General features: G+C 72.2%; 13 protein-coding genes. 10 read left to right on the forward strand and 3 right to left on the reverse strand.

What is annotated here, in order from left to right:
- Nucleotides 1-42: 42 nt before the first annotated feature.
- On the reverse strand, nucleotides 43-2,262 hold the full coding sequence (locus tag KSO97_RS11230; protein ID WP_232678890.1) for an NADP-dependent isocitrate dehydrogenase: 2,220 nt from the start codon (nucleotides 2,260-2,262) through the stop codon (nucleotides 43-45).
- 156 nt (nucleotides 2,263-2,418) lie between these two features.
- Between KSO97_RS11230 and KSO97_RS11235 the strand changes: the two genes are divergently transcribed.
- Complete coding sequence (locus KSO97_RS11235) at nucleotides 2,419-3,519, forward strand: MIP/aquaporin family protein (protein WP_232678892.1); 1,101 nt, start codon at nucleotides 2,419-2,421, stop codon at nucleotides 3,517-3,519.
- 83 nt (nucleotides 3,520-3,602) lie between these two features.
- On the opposite strand, the gene KSO97_RS11240 is transcribed toward KSO97_RS11235, so the two are convergent.
- Nucleotides 3,603-4,154, reverse strand: a complete 552-nt coding sequence (locus KSO97_RS11240; RefSeq protein ID WP_232678895.1) for a hypothetical protein — start codon at nucleotides 4,152-4,154, stop codon at nucleotides 3,603-3,605.
- A 103-nt stretch (nucleotides 4,155-4,257) separates the two neighbouring features.
- On the opposite strand from KSO97_RS11240, the gene KSO97_RS11245 reads away from it, so the two are divergent.
- On the forward strand, nucleotides 4,258-5,244 hold the full coding sequence (locus KSO97_RS11245; RefSeq protein WP_232678897.1) for a malate dehydrogenase: 987 nt from the start codon (nucleotides 4,258-4,260) through the stop codon (nucleotides 5,242-5,244).
- Nucleotides 5,245-5,496: 252 nt separating this feature from the next.
- On the opposite strand, the gene KSO97_RS11250 is transcribed toward KSO97_RS11245, so the two are convergent.
- Entirely contained in the window at nucleotides 5,497-6,666 is a 1,170-nt protein-coding gene (locus KSO97_RS11250) for a cystathionine gamma-synthase (protein WP_232678899.1), read from the reverse strand.
- A 55-nt stretch (nucleotides 6,667-6,721) separates the two neighbouring features.
- On the opposite strand from KSO97_RS11250, the gene msrA reads away from it, so the two are divergent.
- The 8 genes from msrA to KSO97_RS11290 all read left to right on the forward strand — a co-directional run bounded on the left by msrA (nucleotide 6,722) and on the right by KSO97_RS11290 (nucleotide 18,144).
- On the forward strand, nucleotides 6,722-7,366 hold the full coding sequence (msrA, locus tag KSO97_RS11255; RefSeq protein ID WP_232678901.1) for a peptide-methionine (S)-S-oxide reductase MsrA: 645 nt from the start codon (nucleotides 6,722-6,724) through the stop codon (nucleotides 7,364-7,366).
- Nucleotides 7,367-7,455: 89 nt separating this feature from the next.
- Nucleotides 7,456-8,628 carry an ATP-dependent DNA ligase gene (locus KSO97_RS11260; protein ID WP_232678902.1) on the forward strand — a complete coding sequence of 391 codons (1,173 nt, stop codon included), beginning with the start codon at nucleotides 7,456-7,458 and terminating at the stop codon, nucleotides 8,626-8,628.
- Nucleotides 8,628-9,149, forward strand: coding sequence for a hypothetical protein (locus KSO97_RS11265; protein ID WP_232678904.1), 522 nt, complete (start codon nucleotides 8,628-8,630; stop codon nucleotides 9,147-9,149). Before KSO97_RS11260 ends, KSO97_RS11265 begins: the two co-directional genes overlap by 1 nt.
- Before the next feature lie 11 nt (nucleotides 9,150-9,160).
- On the forward strand, nucleotides 9,161-11,074 hold the full coding sequence (locus KSO97_RS11270) for an MFS transporter (RefSeq protein ID WP_232678906.1): 1,914 nt from the start codon (nucleotides 9,161-9,163) through the stop codon (nucleotides 11,072-11,074).
- A 26-nt stretch (nucleotides 11,075-11,100) separates the two neighbouring features.
- Nucleotides 11,101-11,994: a hypothetical protein gene (locus KSO97_RS11275; RefSeq protein ID WP_232678908.1), complete on the forward strand. Its 894-nt coding sequence runs from the start codon at nucleotides 11,101-11,103 to the stop codon at nucleotides 11,992-11,994.
- A complete protein-coding gene (locus tag KSO97_RS11280) occupies nucleotides 11,994-14,729 on the forward strand; it encodes a stealth conserved region 3 domain-containing protein (protein WP_232678910.1) in 2,736 nt (911 codons plus the stop codon). Before KSO97_RS11275 ends, KSO97_RS11280 begins: the two co-directional genes overlap by 1 nt.
- Nucleotides 14,729-15,433 (forward strand): hypothetical protein, encoded by a 705-nt coding sequence (locus KSO97_RS11285; protein WP_232678912.1) that lies wholly within the window; start codon nucleotides 14,729-14,731, stop codon nucleotides 15,431-15,433. Before KSO97_RS11280 ends, KSO97_RS11285 begins: the two co-directional genes overlap by 1 nt.
- Complete coding sequence (locus KSO97_RS11290; RefSeq protein ID WP_232678914.1) at nucleotides 15,430-18,144, forward strand: stealth conserved region 3 domain-containing protein; 2,715 nt, start codon at nucleotides 15,430-15,432, stop codon at nucleotides 18,142-18,144. The genes KSO97_RS11285 and KSO97_RS11290 overlap by 4 nt, the downstream gene beginning before the upstream one ends.
- Nucleotides 18,145-18,175 lie beyond the last annotated feature (31 nt).

Genomic DNA, 18,175 nt, shown 5'->3' on the forward strand with positions numbered 1-18,175 from the left:
GCCGCCCCTCCTGGCGGGGGCGCCCCGCCACGCGCGGACGGATCAGAGCGAGGCGAGCGCCTCGTTGAACGTCGCGGAGGGGCGCACCACCGCATCGGCCTTGGCCGGGTCGGGGCGGTAGTAGCCGCCGATGTCGGCCGGGCTGCCCTGGACGGCGTTCAGCTCGGCGACGATCTTCTCCTCCTGTGCGGCCAGGGTCTCGGCCAGCGGAGCGAAGGCGGCCGCGAGGTCGGCGTCCTCGGTCTGACCGGCGAGCTCCTGGGCCCAGTAGAGCGCCAGGTAGAAGTGCGAGCCACGGTTGTCGATGCCGCCGACGCGACGCGTCGGCGACTTGTCCTCGTTGAGGAACGTGCCGGTCGCGCGGTCGAGGGTGTCGGCGAGCACCTGGGCGCCCGGCTTGCCGGCCTGGGTCGCGTAGAGCTCCAGCGAGGGCACCAGGGCGAAGAACTCACCGAGGCTGTCCCACCGCAGGTAGTTCTCCTTCACCAGCTGCTGCACGTGCTTGGGCGCCGAGCCGCCGGCACCGGTCTCGAAGAGGCCGCCACCGTTCATCAGCGGCACCACCGAGAGCATCTTCGCCGAGGTGCCGAGCTCAAGGATCGGGAAGAGGTCGGTGTTGTAGTCGCGCAGCACGTTGCCGGTGACCGAGATGGTGTCCTCGCCCTTGCGGATCCGCTCCAGCGAGAACGTGGTGGCGGCAGCCGGAGCCATGATCTCGAGGGTCAGGCCGTCGGTGTCGTGGTCGGCGAGGTACTCGTTCACCTTGGCGATCAGGTTCGCGTCGTGAGCGCGCGTCTCGTCGAGCCAGAACACGGCCGGCGAGCCGGTGGCGCGGGCGCGGCTCACGGCCAGCTTCACCCAGTCGCGGATCGAGGCGTCCTTGGTCTGGCAGGCCCGCCAGATGTCACCCGGCTGGACGTCGTGGCTCATCAGAACCTTGCCTGCGCCGTCGAGCACCTCCACCGTGCCGGCGACCGGGATCTCGAAGGTCTTGTCGTGCGAGCCGTACTCCTCGGCGGCCTTGGCCATCAGACCGACGTTGGGGACCGAGCCCATCGTGGCCGGGTCGAGGGCGCCATGAGCACGGCAGTCGTCGATGACGGCCTGGTAGACGCCGGCGTAGGAGGAGTCCGGGATCACCGCGAGGGTGTCGGCCTCTTCGCCGTCGGGGCCCCACATCTTGCCGCCGATACGGACCATGGCAGGCATGGACGCATCGATGATGACGTCGCTCGGCACGTGGAGGTTCGTGATGCCCTTGTCGGAGTCGACCATGGCCAGCGCCGGACCGTCGGCCAGGCCCTGCTGGATGGCGGCCTTGATCGCATCGGCCTCGGGCAACGCCTCGACCTTGGCGAGCAGGGTGCCCAGGCCGTCGTTCGGCGAGATGCCTGCGGCGGCGAGCTGCTCGCCGTACTGCTCGAACAACGTCGGGAAGAACGCCTGGACGACGTGGCCGAAGATGATCGGGTCGGAGACCTTCATCATCGTGGCCTTCAGGTGAGCCGAGAACAGCACGTCCTCGGCCTTGGCCCGGGCGATCTGCTCGCCGAGGAAGCGGCGCAGCGCGGCGACGTCCATGTAGGTCGCGTCGACGACCTCGCCGGCGAGCACCTTCAGGCCGTCCTTGAGCACGGTCTCGGTGCCGTCGGCGGCGGTCAGCTTGATGGTGAGCGAGTCGTCGGCGGGGATCACCACGGACTTCTCGTTGGAGCGGAAGTCGTGCTCGCCCATGGTCGCGACGTTCGTCTTGGAGTCAGAGGACCAGGAGCCCATGCGGTGCGGGTGGGCCTTGGCGTAGTTCTTGACCGAGAGGGGCGCGCGGCGGTCGGAGTTGCCCTCGCGAAGCACCGGGTTGACTGCCGAGCCCTTGACCTTGTCGTACTTCGCGCGCGTCTCGCGCTCCTCGTCGGTGCTCGGGTTCTCCGGGTAGTCCGGAATCGCGTAGCCCTGGCTCTGCAGCTCGGCGACCGCGGCCTGCAGCTGCGGGATCGAGGCGGAGACGTTCGGGAGCTTGATGATGTTGGCGGCGGGCGTGGTGGCCAGCTCGCCCAGCTCGGCGAGGTGGTCGCCGATGCGCTGCTCGGGGGTGAGCTGCTCGGGGAACTGGCTCAGGATGCGCCCGGCCAGCGAGATGTCGCGGGTCTCGACGTCGACGCCGGCCTTGGCGGCGAAGGCCGAGACGATCGGCAAGAACGAGTACGTCGCCAGCAGCGGCGCCTCGTCGGTGTGGGTGTAGATGATCGTCGACTTCTCAGCCATGGGCCGTGTTCAACTCCTGCGCTCGCGAGCTCGGGGACTGTCTTGACGTCAAGATACCTGACGGACGTCGTCCGCCGTCGCTCAGCCTGACACCCGGTCCAGCCCACCGCCACCCGGGGGGTTTCGCCGAGGGAGGGCGCGGGGTAGACCGCGCTCATGAACTCGACGTCGAACGCCGCGAGCCCGGCTCCGGCACCCACCACAGCCCAGAAGCTCGGTGCCGAGGCCATCGGCACCTTCGTCCTCGTCGTCGTCGGCGTCGGCGCGGCCACGATCGGGGGCGGCGACGTCGCCTCGATCGGCCTCGCGTTCGGCATCGCGATCGTGGCGATGGTCTACGCGTTCGGCCGGGTCTCCGGCGGCCACTTCAACCCGGCCGTCTCGGTGGGCGCTGCTCTGAGCGGCCGGATCTCCTGGCGCGAGGCGGGCCTCTACTCCCTCGCACAGATCGGCGGCGGTCTGGTCGGCGGTCTCGTGATCGCCCTGATCGCGGTGTCCAGCGACATCGGCTACGAGCTCGGCGACCCGATCGGTGCCAACGGCTTCGGCGACTTCGGCGGCGCCGCACTTCTCGGCGCCCTGCTGATCGAGGTCGTGCTCACATTCGTGTTCCTGACCGTGATCCTCGCGGTCACCGACGAGCGCAACGAGCACCCCGCACTCGCGCCGCTCGCGATCGGTCTGACGCTGGCCGCGATCCACTTCGCCTCCATCGGCGCGACCGGCACCTCGGTGAACCCCGCACGATCGATCGGCGTCGCGTTCTTCTCCGGCACCGACGCCATCGTGCAGCTGTGGGTCTTCATCGTGGCCCCGCTGCTCGGTGCCGCGATCGCCGGTCTCCTCTACCCCGCGATCTTCGGCCGCCACAGCGACCCGGTACCCGGCTCGGGCCTGTCCTTCGGATCGGGCGCGCGTCCCGGCGCCGTCCCCGGCTACGGGGCGCCGGACCAGTTCCAGCAGCAGTGGAACCAGCCGCACGTCGGTCAGTTCGGCCAGCCCGCCCAGCCCGGCTACCCCGCGCAGCAGATGCCGCACCAGGTGGCACAGCCGGCACCGCAGCAGAGCCACCCGACCCCCGCCCCGGCACCGGCGCCCGCACCCACGCCGTCTGCGGCGCAGCCGATCATCCAAGACGGCTGGATGTGGGATGCCGCCGCGCAGCAGTGGGTGCCCGCCCCCGCGCCGACACACCCGGGCGAGTGGGTCGACCCGAACGCCGAGCGCACCCAGATCCGTCCCACCGACGGAACCTGAGCCGCAGCGTCTGATCTACCTCGGCGCCGGGTCGGCGGTCCGCGGTGCGGGTCGTCGGGCCGCCGTCGGTCGGTCGGGGGTCACTACGGCTGCAGGCCCTCGTCGCGGAGATAGACCTGCGTCAAGGTCGAGCCGTCCGGGGTGACGACCGCCAGCTCCACGCGCTCCTCGTCGACGTCCACCACGGTGGCCCGCGGTTCGAGCACCCCGAGGTTGCCGACGGTCAGATAGCCGTCGCCCTGCCGGGGATGCGCCGCGATCAGCAAACCGGCCTCGATCGGCTCGGCGCCGACCTGACCCACCTGACCGACCTGCCACTCCCCCTCGCGCCCGAACCACCACACGTTGCCGGCGCGGTCCTGGGCGACGAAGTCGACGACGCCATCGTGGGAGAAGAGCGTCGTCGGCACGCCGACGACCTCGGGCCCCGGGGCGGTGTCCAACGCCAGCCACGGGTTGTCGACCTGGGGCACGAAGTCGGACGGCGCCGGGTCGGGCGTGGGGATCGTCAGCTCGTCGATGCCCGTCGGCGGGCTCGGCTCCGAGGCCGTCGAGCATCCGCTCAGCAACGCCACCGCGAGCGACGTCGCCGTGGCGACACCGACTACTCCACCGATCCTGCGCACACATCCCACGGCTGCATCCTCCCCCAAGGCACCACCTCGCCCGCTGCTAGCGTCAGCGGGTCCACTCATGGGCCTGCGAATCAGGCCATCCACGATCCCAAGGGAGTTCGTCGTGAGCGCTACCCCGCTCAAGGTCGCCGTCACCGGCGCCGCCGGTCAGATCGGCTACAGCCTGCTCTTCCGTCTCGCGAGCGGCGCGCTCGCGGGCGACCGACCGATCGAGCTGCGGCTGCTCGAGATCACCCCCGCCCTCAAGGCGCTCGAGGGTGTCGTGATGGAGCTCGACGACTGCGCCTTCCCGAACCTGGCCGGCGTCCAGATCGGTGACGACCCGGAGAAGATCTTCGACGGCGTCAACCTCGCCCTGCTCGTCGGCGCGCGCCCGCGCGGCCCGGGCATGGAGCGCGGCGACCTGCTCTCGGCCAACGGCGCGATCTTCACCGCCCAGGGCCAGGCGCTCAACAAGGTCGCCGCGGACGACGTCCGCATCGGCGTCACCGGGAACCCGGCCAACACCAACGCGCTCATCGCGATGAAGAACGCTCCCGACATCCCGAGCGACCGCTTCTCCGCGCTGACCCGCCTGGACCACAACCGCGCGATCAGCCAACTCGCGGCCAAGACGGGCGCCCCCGTCACCGACATCACCAAGATGACGATCTGGGGCAACCACTCCGCCACCCAGTACCCCGACCTGTTCAACGCCCAGGTCGGCGGCAAGAACGCCGCCGAGGTCGTCGGCGACCAGGCGTGGCTGGAGAACGACTTCATCCCGACCGTGGCCAAGCGCGGCGCGGCGATCATCGACGCCCGCGGCTCGTCCTCGGCCGCGTCGGCCGCCTCGGCGACGATCGACGCCGCCCGCGACTGGCTCTTCGGCTCCGCCGACGGCGACTGGGTCTCCATGGCCGTGGCCTCCGACGGCTCCTACGGCGTGCCCGAGGGCCTGGTCTCCTCGTTCCCGGTCACCACGTCGAACGGCGACTGGTCGATCGTGCAGGGCCTGGAGGTCAACGACTTCTCCCGTGCCCGCATCGACGCCTCCGTCGCGGAGCTGGACGACGAGCGCAAGGCCGTCACCGAGCTCGGCCTCATCTGAGCTCGACGCACCTGACGCCGGCGAGGGCCGCGTCCGCCATCGGCGGGCGCGGCCCTTCCTCGTCGTGGTCCGGCACGCCGGGGCGGCGGTGACTTACAGAGGAACAGGCGCGATCGCCGGGCGCGGCGCGGTGACTTACAGAGGAAACCGCGGCGGCGAACCCTCATCAGGTCACCGCCCTCGGCGCCACAACCTTCGCAACTCACCGCTCCCCCGAGCACGGCGGCCGATCGGGCGTGACAGCGCGAACCCTCAGACCGCGCGCAACGCCTGGTCGAGGTCGGCGATGAGGTCCTCGGCGGTCTCGATGCCGACCGAGAGCCGCACCAGGTCGGCCGGCACCTCCAGGTCGGTGCCCGCGACACTGGCGTGCGTCATCCGTCCGGGGTGCTCGATCAGCGACTCCACGCCGCCGAGCGACTCCCCGAGCGTGAAGACCTGCGCCCGCTCGCAGACGGCGAGCGCCTGCTCCTCGCCACCGGCGACGCGGAACGAGACCATGCCGCCGAAACGTCGCATCTGGCAGGCGGCCACGTCATGGCCCGGGTGGTCGGGAAGGCCGGGGTAGATGACCTGGGTGACGGCCGGATGGTCGAGCAGGAAGGCCGCCACCCGCTCGGCGTTGTCGCAGTGCCGCTCCATCCGCACCGCGAGCGTCTTGAGCCCGCGATGGGTCAGGAAGCAGTCGAAGGGGCCCGCCACCGCGCCGATCGCGTTCTGGTGGAACGCGATCCGATCGGCGAGATCGAGGTCCCGCACCACGAGCGCCCCGCCGACGACGTCGGAGTGGCCGCCGACGTACTTCGTCGTCGAATGCACCACGACGTCGGCGCCGAGGGTGAGCGGCTGCTGCAGGTAGGGCGAGGCGAAGGTGTTGTCGACGACGAGCAGCGCGCCCGCCTCGTGGGTGACCGCCGCAAGCGCCTCGATGTCCCCGATGTTGAGCAGCGGGTTGGTCGGGGTCTCGATCCACACCAGACGGGTCCTGCCCGGCCGGATCGCGGCGCGCACGGCGTCGACGTCGGAGACGGCCGCGCTGGTGTGCTCCACACCCCAGGCCCGCTCGACCTTGTCGAACAGCCGGAAGGTGCCGCCGTAGGCGTCGTCGGGCAGCACGACGTGGTCGCCGGGCGCGCAGGTCGAGCGGACCAGGGTGTCCTCGGCGGCCAGGCCGGAGGCGAACACGAAGCCGCGCTCGCCCTCCTCGACGGCGGCCAACGCGCCCTCGAGCGCCGTCCGGGTGGGGTTCGCCGAGCGGCTGTACTCGTAGCCGCCGCGCAGCCCGCCCACGCCGTCCTGCTTGTAGGTCGAGGTCGCGAAGATCGGCGGGATCACGGCCCCCGTCGTCGGGTCGGGGTCGTAGCCGGCGTGGATGGCGCGGGTCTCGAATCCGGACTTGCCGACGCGGGTGTGCTCGCTCATTCTCACGAGGTTAGACCGCACCTGCGGGTCTTGCGCGGCGCGGGAGGATGGAGGCATGTTCTCCCGCTTCAAGACCGCACTCGTCGAGGCCGACCAGGCGCTGCCGGGCCGCGACGCCGACCCCTTCGCGCGGAGCGACAAGCACGTCGTGCTCGGCACCCCGGTCGTGACCGACGACGTTCCCGACGGCCTCGAGGTCGCGATCTTCGGGCTGGGCTGCTTCTGGGGCGCGGAGGAGATCTACTGGCAGAAGGACGGCGTGTGGTCGACGTCCGTGGGCTACGCGGGTGGCCACACGCCGCACCCGTCCTATGAGGAGGTGTGCACCGGTCGAACCGGTCACACCGAGGCGATCCGGATCGTCTTCGACCCCGCGGTCGTCTCCTACGCCGATCTGGTCAAGGCGTTCTTCGAGGTGCACGACCCCACCCAGGGATTCCGGCAGGGCAACGACGTCGGCACGCAGTACCGCTCGGCCATCTACTGGACGACGCCGGCGCAGGAGCAGACCGCCCGCGAGCTCACCGCCGCCTACGGCGCGGAGCTTGAGCGGCGTCGTCTCGGCACCATCACCACCGAGCTGCGCCCGGCCAGCGAGGTGCCCTACTACTACGCCGAAGAGGCCCACCAGCAGTACCTGGCCAAGAATCCCTTCGGTTACCGGTGCCACGCGAACACGGGCGTGAAGTTCCCCGACTGAGCCGCGTCGGGGCGGGCTGGTGATCAGCGACCGCAGTCCCACCCTCCGAGTCGCGTCGCGGAGCGAGCCGCCGACACTACGGTGTCGGAGTGGACCTTCCGGTGATGCCGCCCGTCCAGCCCATGCTCGCCAAGGCGGTGTCGGGCGTGCCCGATCCGACGTCGATCACCGCCGACGGCGTGACGGGGCTGAGCTTCGAGCCCAAGTGGGACGGCTTCCGCTGCCTGGTGTTCAAGGACGGCGACGAGGTCGAGCTCACCAGCCGCAACACCAAGCCGTTGACGCGCTACTTCCCCGAGCTGGTGACGGCGATGCGCGAGCAGCTGCCGGCTCGGTGCGTGCTGGACGGCGAGGTGTTCGTGGCGCTGCGTGGCGAGAACGGCGTGGACCGTCTCCAGTTCGAGGTGCTGCAGGAGCGCATCCACCCGGCCGCCTCCCGGATCAACCTGTTGGCCGAGCAGACGCCGGCGAGCTTCGTCGCGTTCGACCTGCTGGCGTTCGACGACGTCTCCTACGTCGACCGGCCGTTTCGCGAGCGACGCGCCGTGATGGAGGAGCACCTGTCCGGCCTGCCCGGTCCGTGTCACCTCACGCGCACCACCGACGACGTCGAGACGGCGCGCGAGTGGTTCCACGTCTTCGAGGGCGCCGGGCTCGACGGACTGATCGCCAAGCCGCTCGGCGCCGTCTACACGCCCAACGGCCGCACGATGCTGAAGGTCAAGCACGAGCGCACCGCCGACGTCGTCGTCTGCGGGTATCGCGAGCACAAGACGAGCACCCCGGAGCAGCCGCTGCTCGGCTCCCTCCTGCTCGGTCTCTACGACGGCGAGACCCTGCAGCACGTCGGCGTGAGCGCGAGCTTCACCGCGAAGCGACGCGCCGAGCTCATCGAGGAGCTGCAGCCGTTGGTCTGCCCGATCGACGAGCATCCGTGGGGCGCCTGGTCTCGAGACGCCTCGTCCCTCGGCTCCTCGACCCGAGGGCCGGAAATCATCGCCAACCCCGACCGCGTGCCCGGCACGCAGAGCCGCTGGAGCCAGGGCAAGGACCTCAGCTTCACCCCGCTGCGTCCGGAGCGGGTGCTGGAGGTGAAGTACGACGCCATGGAGGGACGGCGCTTCCGACACACCGCCCACGTCAAGCGGTGGCGGCCCGACCGCGACCCCGGCTCGTGCGGCTACGACCAGTTGGAGCAGCCGGTGAGCTACGACCTGGCTAGTGTGTTGAGCAGTGCTTCGAACGAGCCCGAGGGGTCCTGATGGCTGACTACGACGTCGTCCTGCTGGTGGAAGAGCAACTCAACGACCTCGACGCGCAGCAGGTGCGCGCGTTGCACGAGGGCATCGACGATCCGGTGACCTACCACGTGCTGCTGCCCCTCGACGACGCCGCCGCGCGTGTCGAGGCCTCGCTCGGCACCCTCGGCGGTGCCGACCTGCTCGGGTCGCCCGGCATGCCGATCGACGTCGGCGAGCTGCAGGACCTCGAGGAGGAGTGCGAGGAGCGCTCCCACCAGGCCCTGACGGCGAGCGTCGCGGCGCTCGAGCGGGTCGGGGCGACCGTCGCGAGCAGCGCCGTGGTGACCGCCTCCCCCACCGATGCCCTGGCCGCCAAGGTGCACGACGTCGACGGCCGCGAGGCGATCGTGCTGACGCGACCGCACGTGGTCGCGGAGTTCTTCCACGTCGACTGGAGCTCCCAGGCGCGCCGCAAGCTCGGCGTGCCCGTGCTGCACCTCATCGAGCACCAGAACCTCGACGAGCAGGCCGAGGGCCTCTGAGCGCCGCTCCCGTGAGGTGGCTGCTGGCGGTCACCGTCGCCCTGGTGCTCGCCGACTCGGCGGTCGTCACCCTGGCGCTGCCGGACATCGTCGAGCACCTCGACGCCTCGGTGACCCAGGTCGCGTGGGTGCTCATCGCCTACAACCTGGTGCTCGGGATCGCGGCCGTGCCGGCAGCGGCCACCCTGCGGTGGACCTCACCGCGGCACATCGGGGCACTCGGCATCGCGGTGTTCGCCGGTGCGTCGGCGTGGTGCGCCGTGGCCGGGTCGATCGACGAGCTGATCGTCGCGCGGTGCGTCCAGGCGCTGGGCGGCGCGCTGGCGCTCGTCGGCTGCCTCGAGCTGTTGGTGGCTGACGGCGGCGAGCGTCGCGGCGTCGGCACGTGGATCACCGCTGGCGTGATCGGGACGGCGGCCGGCCCCTTCGTCGGCGGTCTGCTCACCCAGGCGATCTCCTGGGAGGCGATCTTCATCGCCCAGGTTCCGTTCGCCGCGCTCGCCGTCCCCGCCGCCCTGTGGATCCGCGCCGAACCCGCGACGACGCACGCGGGCGCGTCGCGGACGACGTCCGGGCAGCTCACCGACCGGCACCGACCCGCCGTCCGACCGCACCTGACGCTGGCGCTGCTCTCCGCCGCACTGACGGCGGCGCTCTTCCTGCTGGTGCTCCTGCTCGTCGAGGGGTGGCGGCACTCCCCCGCGACGGCGGCACTCACCGTCTCGGTGGTGCCCGTGGCCGCCCTCGGTGCCCGACCTCTCGCTCGCGCACTCCGACTCAGCGACGACGCCGAGGTCGCCGCCGGCTGCGTCCTGATCGCCGGCGGCCTCGTCGGCCTCGCGCTGCCGCCGTCGGCCGCCCTCGGCTGGACGATCGCCCCGCAGGCACTCATCGGCCTCGGACTCGGTCTGACCGTGGACCGGCTCACCGATCGCGCGATCCGCGACCGACTGCCGCGCCCGCGGCACGCCGCGTGGGCGATCGGCTCGCGCCACCTCGGCGTGGTCGTCGGACTCGCGATCCTCACCCCGATCTTCACCGCCGACCTGCTCGACGCCGAGCGACCTGCGCAGGAGGCGATCGCCAGCCTGGTGATCGACGCGCCCCTGCCGCCGGAGGAGAAGGTCGAGGTCGCACGCCGGCTCGGCGCGCAGCTCGTCGAGGTACGGGGCCAGGTGCCCGAGCTCCGTCTGCCCGACCAGCCCGACCTCGAGGTCGCTCTCAACTCCCAGCTCGACCGGGCGGTCTCGCGTGCCTTCCGCGACTCCTACCTGGTCGGCGCGGGGCTGGCGATCCTCGCGCTGCTGGTGCTCGTGCCGCTGCGGCGCCGGGCCCTCCTCGCGGCCGCGCTCGCCCTGGCCCTCTCCGGCGGGGTCGTCGGCGTCCAAGCCGCGGCCGGAGGCGGCGACTTCACACCCACGCTCCGCGCGGACCCGTGCGGTGAGCGCCCGGTGACGTCGCAGGCCGAGGGCATCGACGGTCTCGCCGAGCTGCTGGTGCTCCGCGGTCTCGACGGCGCCGCCTGCATCCTGGGCGTCACGCGCGAGGCGTTCGTGCTGGAGATCGGACGCGACCGCGAACTCGGCGTCGACCAGGAGCAGGCGCTGCGCGAGGGCCTCCTCGCGGCCGTCGACACCCTCGCCGAGGACGGCGACCTCCCGCCCGTCTCCGCGCTGGCCGAGGAGGCCCTCGACCAGGCCGATCTCAACCGGTTCCTCCTCGCTGCCCTGCGCGCCATCCCCGACGGCGTGATCGATGCCGCGCTGAAGACCGACGACGTGTTGCGCCGCGCCATCGCCGACCTCGATCTCCGCGCGTTGCTGGGCAATCTCGACGACACCTCCGCGCTGAACCGCCAGCTCGAGGACGCCGTCACCGGTGCCGTGCGCGAGGCGCTGATCGACCGTGTCCGCAACCTGTTCTGAGTCGGCATCGCACTAGAGTCGGGCGGGTGAAGTTCGCCCGTCGTCGTGACCCTGTCGTCGCGGATCTCTCCTCGCCGGGCGAGGTCGCCACGCCGCCGGCCGCTACCGCACCGGCCGGCCGGATCCCGGTCGCGTTCGCCGGCATCCTGGACGGGGTCTCCCTCACCGTGGCCATCGAGTCGCGACCCGGCGCGATCGCGTTGGCGACGCCGTCCGGCGAGCTCGCCGAGGCGTCAGCGGAGGCCTTCACCGACCAACCCGGATACCTGGCGGCGCGGATCGCACTGGACGCGATCGCTCCCGGCCAGCACGACGTCGTGCTGGTGCAGCCCGGGGGCAAGCAGCGCGCCCTGTGGACTCCCCCTCTCCCGCCCGCTCGCCCCCGCATCGACGGCTCCCTCGGGGCCGTCCACGCACTCGCGCGTGGCGACGACGGCACCCTGCGCGTGCGCAGCACCACGCCCCCGCCCGGCGCCGTCCTGGAGGCGGTGCACGCCGATCGGGCGGGCCTGCGGCTGCGCCTCCACGGCGCCTCCGAGGTCGTGGCGCTCCTGGCCGCCGACGAGGACACCGTGCTCGCGACCTGGGGCGTCACCTGCGACGACGAGGTCGGCGCCCAGGTCGCCATCACCGCCGATGCCGTCGACGGCATCGCCGCGCAGATGGCGCGCCTGGTGACCGGGTCGCCTGGCCAGTGGGTGCCGATCCGACGCCGCGCCAACGACCTCACCGAGCCCGGACGCGGTGCCCCGATGCCGGAGCTCTACGGCGAGCAGGACCCTGATCATCATGCCGGCGACGACCCGCGCCTCCGGTTGCGCTGGTCGGGCCAGGCGACGCTGCTGCTGCGCGTCTTCGCCCGCGGCGACGCGGAGCCAGCCGATGCGCGGACGGAACCGACCCCGAGGAGCGCCGTCTGATGCGGATCGGGTTCCTCGTCTTCAACCTCGACGGCATGGGCGGCACCAGCCGCTCGGCCATCACCCAGGCCAATGCCCTCGCCGAGCACCACGACGTCACGATGCTGAGCGTCACCCGCAGCGCGGATGCCCCGCACTACGCCATCGACCCGGCGATCTCGGTGCGATACCTGCTCGACGTTCGCGACGACGCACACCCGGCGCTCCTCGTCGGCGCCGAGGACGCTGCCCTCCAGCCCGCTCAGGCCAAGGCGCTGCACGCCCGCGAGTCGGCACTGGTGCCGGCCCGGTGGGACAGGCAGTTCACCGCGCTGTGCGACGTCGGGCTCGAAGCCGTGCTGCCGACGCTCGATCTCGACGTGCTCGTCACGGTCACCCCGGGGCTGCTCGCGTGCGCGGTGCAACTGACGCCGGACCCCGTCGTCGTGGTGCACCAGGAGCACCGCTCGAGCAACGATCGGACCTCGGGCCTGGAACCCCTGCTCGCCTACGCTCCGCGGGCCGACGTCGTCGCCCTGCTGACGCCGGTGATCGAGAGCTGGCTGCACGACCAGCTCGGCGCTCTGGCGCCCCAGACCGTCGTGGTGCCCAACCCGCTCCCGCTCGGCTTCGCGCCGCGCGCGACCCTGGACGATCCGATCATCATGAGCGCCGGGCGCCTCGTGCCGGAGAAGCAGTTCCCCAAGCTCGTCGACGCCTTCGGCCAGATCGCGCATTCGATCCCGCAGTGGCGGCTGCGGATCTGCGGCGAGGGGCCGCAGCGCCTCGAGCTGGTACGCCAGATCCGCAAGTGGGACCTGTGGGACCGCGTCGAGCTCCCCGGGGCCGTGCCGGACATGACCGCGATGTGGCCGCAGGCGTCGGTGGTGGCGCTGACGTCGCGCGCCGAGGGCTTCCCCCTCGTCGTCCAGGAGGCGATGGCGGCCGGCGTGCCCGTCGTCAGCTTCGACTGCCCCTCCGGCCCGCGCGAGATCATCGACCACGAGGCGAACGGCCTGCTCGTGGGTCCGCAGTCGGTCACGGGCATGGCCGCGGCCCTGCTGCGGATCACCACCGACGACGAACTGCGGCACCGCCTCGGACGCGGCGCCCTGCACACCGCTCGCGGCTTCGACGCCCACGCGCTCGCCGAGCGCTGGACGCAGATCTTCGCCGACGCCCGAGCTCGTCGCGGCGGTCTCGACCGCCTCACGGCGCGTGCCCAGACGCCGCCGCGTCGCCCCGCGCCCGACCCGGCCGCCGCTCTCGACGTCTCCGACGTCACCCCGGCTCAGGCCCGGCACCGGGCGCTGAGCGCGGCCGCTCGCGCGGCGCAGGCGACGTCGGCACCCTGGGTCGTGATGCCGGCCCACGAGCACGACGCCCCGACGGTCGTGCTGCCGATGACGGCCCGGGCGGGCTTCCTCGACGCCCTGGCCACGCTGGCAGATGCCGGCGACCTTTCGCCCTACCTCTCGCTGCGCGATCCTGCCGAGAACGGCTGGCACGAGCGACGTGCCCCGGTCGCCGAGCTGGCCGCGGCCCTGCGGCGCGGCATGACCTCGGTGCTCCACCTCGAGCCGTGGCCGCGGATCGGCGGTCGACCGAGCCCGGTCGGCGAGCGGTGCGGCGTCGAGGTGCAGTTCTGGGAGACCGCTCCCGACGGCACTCTCATCGCGCCGCGACGCAACCCCTACACCGACCGGATCGACCCCGACCTGCTCGCACGCGACGTCGTCGAGGCCGAGCTGGACGGCGTGACCGTGCCGTCGCTGCCGCTCTTCCTCGCCCCGACCGTCACCGAGTGCCGATTCCCGGTCGACGTCGTCTACACCTGGGTCGACGGCAGCGACGAGACCTGGGACGAGGCGCGCCGAGCACGGCTTGCCGCCATCACCGGCACCGCGCAACGGCGTGAGTCGAGCGGGCGCGCCAGGTTCCTGGATCGCGGCGAGCTGCGGTACTCCATGCGCAGCCTCCACCTGTTCGCCCCCTGGGTACGGCGGATCCACCTGGTCACCGCGGGCCAGCGGCCCGCCTGGCTCGACGTCGACCATCCGATGATCAACCTCGTCGACCACCGCGACATCCTGCCCGCCGACGCGCTGCCGACCTTCAACTCGCACGCGATCGAGACCGCACTGCACCGCATCGAGGGCCTCGCCGAGCACTTCGTCTACCTCAACGACGACTTCCTGTTCGGGCGCCCCGTTCGCCCTGAGTCGTTCTTCACGCCGGCTGGCCTCACCTCGGTCTTCCTCTCGCCTCAGAACATCGGCCTCGCCGACGACCCCGAGGCGGCCCCCTTCCTCAAGGCCGCATGGAACAACCGGCGGCTTCTCCAGGAGGCATTCGGCGCGGTCATCACCAGCAACTTGGCGCACGCGCCCTACGCCCACCGCCGGTCGGTACTCGAGAAGCTCGACGCACACTTCCCCGACGCACTCGCGGCCACTGCACGCGCGGCGTTCCGCAGCGATACCGACGTCTCCACGCTGAGCTCGCTCGCCCAGCACTTCGGGCTGCTCACCGGCACAGCCGTCGTCGGCGACCTGACGGCAAGCGGCCTGGGCTACGTCAACATCAGCAACGCCGATGTCGAGTGGCAGCTCAACCGGCTCCTCGCACGCGAGCAGGACTTCATCTGCCTGGGCGACCACCACGATCACGCGCTGCGCACCGAGAAGCTCGACCAGGTGCTCCACGACTTCTTCACCACCTACTTCCCGGTGGCGGCTCCCTGGGAGCGCACCTGATGGGCCTGTTCTCCCGCCCGGCCCGCAGCTCCGTAGAAGCGACACCGCAGGCGGTCTACGCGCGCGCCATCGACGGCGAGCACGTCTGGCTCGCGATGCGCGGCGAGGGGCCGCTCGTACTGCGCGGCGACGGGGTCGAGATCGCGGTCGACGCCACCGCCGACGTCCAACCCGACGGCGAACTGCTCGTCGCGGTCGTGCCGGTGGCCCCCGCCCTGGCCGAGCTGGCGACCGTCGACGTCGTCACTCTCCGGCTGCTGGCAGGCCCTCGCGCGACACCCGTCGCCTGGGCGGTGCCGCGCGTCGACACCGGCCCCGCCCTGCTCACCCCGACCACCTCCGACGGCGCGTGGCAGCTCACCGTCGAGGACGACGCCGGCAGCGTCGTCGTCCGGCGGACGCGGCTGGCGCCGGTCCACACCATCGTCTCCATCGCGACCGACGGCGACGACGTCGTCATCACCCTGGCCGGCGGCGCGCGCCTGCTCGCGTCCGAACTGACGCCCCCGGAACCCGGAACCACCCGCGCCGTCCTGCACCAGGGCGCCCCGCTGGTCCGCCACCGCAACGTGCTCGAACGCCCGCACGCCTCGGTCGGGCTCCCGCCCCTGCCGGGCGCGGGGTGCGACCTGCGGTGGCTCAAGGACGGCCGCCTCGCCGTGCACCGTCGCGACGTCGAGCCGAGCATCGAGGTGCCGCAGTGAAGGTCGCCTTCCTGATCGCCACCGTGCACGACGTCGGCGGCACCGCCGGCGCGGTCGTCACCCAGGCCAACGCTCTGGTCGGTCGCGCCGAGATCGACTCCGTCGAGATCTGGTCGATCTACTCCACGCCGCCCGACGCAGCCCATCACTTCCCGATCGACCCGCGCGTCACGGTCCTCGACCTGGTCGATCTCACGGCACCGGACACGGGCCGGACGCCGTTGGCCTCGGTGCCCTCGCGACTCATCCCCCGCGGCAGCGACCCGGGGCTCGACGCGCGGGCGGACGTCGCACTGGCCGCACGTCTCCCCGCCCTCGACGCGGACGTGCTCGTCACGGTCACACCGGCGATGCTGGCGTTCGCCACCGAGCTCGCGCCCGCGCGGACGGCGATCGTCCACCAGGAGCACCGCTCCTCCAGCCAGCGCCCGCTCGGTCGTGATCTGCTGCTCGACCGCGCGCGCCGCGCCGACGTCGTCGCGATGCTGACCGAGCCGATGGCCGCCTGGTTGCGCCGCGAGCTCGGCGAGGAGTGCCCGCTGGTCCCCGTCGTCCCCAACGCACTGCCGCCGCTGATCCGGCCGCGCTCGATGCTCACCGAACCGGTGATCCTGAGTGCGGGGAGGCTCGCGTCGGAGAAGCAGTGGCCGCATCTGGTCGCGGCGTTCGGGCAGATCGCCGACCGCATTCCGGGTTGGCGGCTGCGTATCTTCGGCGAGGGTCAGACCCGGTTCGACGTGATGGGCCAGGTCCGCAAGCTCGGCCTGTGGGACCGCGTCGAGCTGCCGGGCTCGACCGGCGACCTCGCCGCGGAGTGGGCACGCGCCAGCATCGCCGCGCTCTCCTCCCAGCCCGGCGAGGGGTTCCCGCTGGTGATCCAGGAGGCGATGGCAGCCGGAGTGCCCGTCGTCGCCTACGACATGCCCTCGGGCCCTCGCGACGAGATCACCGACGGCGTGGACGGTCTGCTCGTCGCCCAAGGCTCCCAGGTCGGCCTCGCGGCGGCCCTGCTGCGCCTGGCCGACGACGCCGCCGAGCGCCGTCGACTCGGTGATGCCGCCTACGCCACAGCCCAGGGCTGGCGGGGCAGCACGATCGCCGACCGGTGGGTCGAGATCTTCACCGACGCCGTCGCACTGCGCCGCGGCGCCACCAGCCGCGTCGAGCCTCTGCTCGACCGGCCGGTGCAGGCTCTGCCCGACCAGGACGCGCCGCCCCCGGGTCGCGAGGCCACCGGCGTCGCACCCGCGCGGTCACGCGCGGAGATCCTGCGCGCGCTGGCCGCCATCGCCGAGCGCGTCAGCCCCGAATGGTGGTACGTGGTGCCGCCCCAGGCGACCCCCGCCGGATCGTCCACGTCGGCCACGCTGGTGCTCCCGATGGCGACGCGACGGGCGTTCCTGGCCGAGCTGTCCCGCGCCGACGCCGAGGGACGTCTTCCCCGCTACGCCGGACTCCTGGACCCCGACCGGCGCGGCTGGCCGGCCCGCCGCACCACCGCCGGCGACGGCGAGGGCCCGCTGTCGCGCGGGCGCACCGGTCGGCTGCGCGTCGAGCCCTGGCCGGGCACGGCGCCGGCCCGCACCCTGCTCGCGCACTCCAGCGGCGTCACCGTGGACTTCTGGGAGGAGGGCACCGACGACACGCTCCACGCGACCGGCTCGTCCGTACTCACCGCGGCCCTGCCGCGAGAGCTCGAGACCGTCAAGGCCGAGATCGACGGCGTCGTAGTGCGCACGCTGCCGCTCCTCGCCGCCCCGCGCCTAGGCGAGGTGAGGTTCCCGGTGGACGCGGTCTTCACCTGGGTCGACGGCGCCGACCCGGTCTGGGAGACCGCCCGCGCCCGGCGGCTCGGTGCGTCGTCCGACCGGGCGCACCGCTCCGAACGCAGCAGCGGTCGCGCGCGGTACGCCGACCGCGGCGAGCTGCGCTACTCGATGCGCGGCCTGCACCTGTTCGCACCATGGGTGCGCACGATCCACGTCGTGACCGCCGGGCAGGTGCCTGCCTGGCTCGACGCCTCGCATCCGGCCATCCACCTCGTCGACCATCGCGAGATCCTCCCGGCCGCGGCGCTGCCGACGTTCAACTCGCACGCGATCGAAGCGGCCGTGCATCGCATCGAGGGGCTGGCGGAGCACTTCGTCTACCTCAACGACGACTTCTTCCTCGGCCGACCGACCTGGCCGGAACGGTTCTTCGACACCGCCGGCCGGGCGACGGTGTTCCCCTCCTCGACCCTGATCGGGCTGCCGGGCCAGCTCGCGCTCCCGTGGGCCCAGGCAGCCGACAACAACCGCCGCCTGCTGCAGGAGGCGTTCGGTCACGTCATCACCACCACATTGGCGCACGCACCCTACGCCCATCGCGTCTCCACGTTGCGGGCCGTCGCCGAGCGCTTCACCGACGCGGTGGAGGCGACGATGCACTCGCCGTTCCGCTCGGCGTCCGACGTCTCGATGCTGTCGTCGCTGGGTCAGCACTACGGGCTGCTCGACGGGACGGCCGTGGCCCGCGAGTCCGACTTCGCGTTCGTGGACCTCTCCGAGGCGATCGTGCGACGGCGCCTCAAGGCGCTGCTGGCACGCGACCGCGAGGGCTTCTGCCTGGCCGACGCGCACTCCTTCGCGCGCGACCCGGCTCAGGTCGATGCGCTGGTGGTCGAGCTGCTCGAGGAGTACTTCCCGATCGCCGCCCCCTGGGAGCGCTGAGCACACGCCTCGCGGACCGCCACCTCGTCGG

Origin of the sequence: Nocardioides sp. R-C-SC26, assembly GCF_021246465.1 — a bacterium.
Taxonomy (GTDB): Bacteria; Actinomycetota; Actinomycetes; order Propionibacteriales; family Nocardioidaceae; genus Nocardioides.

Coding starts and splice junctions, on each gene's coding strand:
- KSO97_RS11230 (WP_232678890.1), bottom strand. CDS start 2,262: ATGGCTGAGAAGTCGACGATCATCTACACCCACACCGACGAGGCGCCG.
- KSO97_RS11235 (WP_232678892.1), top strand. CDS start 2,419: ATGAACTCGACGTCGAACGCCGCGAGCCCGGCTCCGGCACCCACCACA.
- KSO97_RS11250 (WP_232678899.1), bottom strand. CDS start 6,666: ATGAGCGAGCACACCCGCGTCGGCAAGTCCGGATTCGAGACCCGCGCC.
- msrA (WP_232678901.1), top strand. CDS start 6,722: ATGTTCTCCCGCTTCAAGACCGCACTCGTCGAGGCCGACCAGGCGCTG.
- KSO97_RS11265 (WP_232678904.1), top strand. CDS start 8,628: ATGGCTGACTACGACGTCGTCCTGCTGGTGGAAGAGCAACTCAACGAC.
- KSO97_RS11280 (WP_232678910.1), top strand. CDS start 11,994: ATGCGGATCGGGTTCCTCGTCTTCAACCTCGACGGCATGGGCGGCACC.
- KSO97_RS11285 (WP_232678912.1), top strand. CDS start 14,729: ATGGGCCTGTTCTCCCGCCCGGCCCGCAGCTCCGTAGAAGCGACACCG.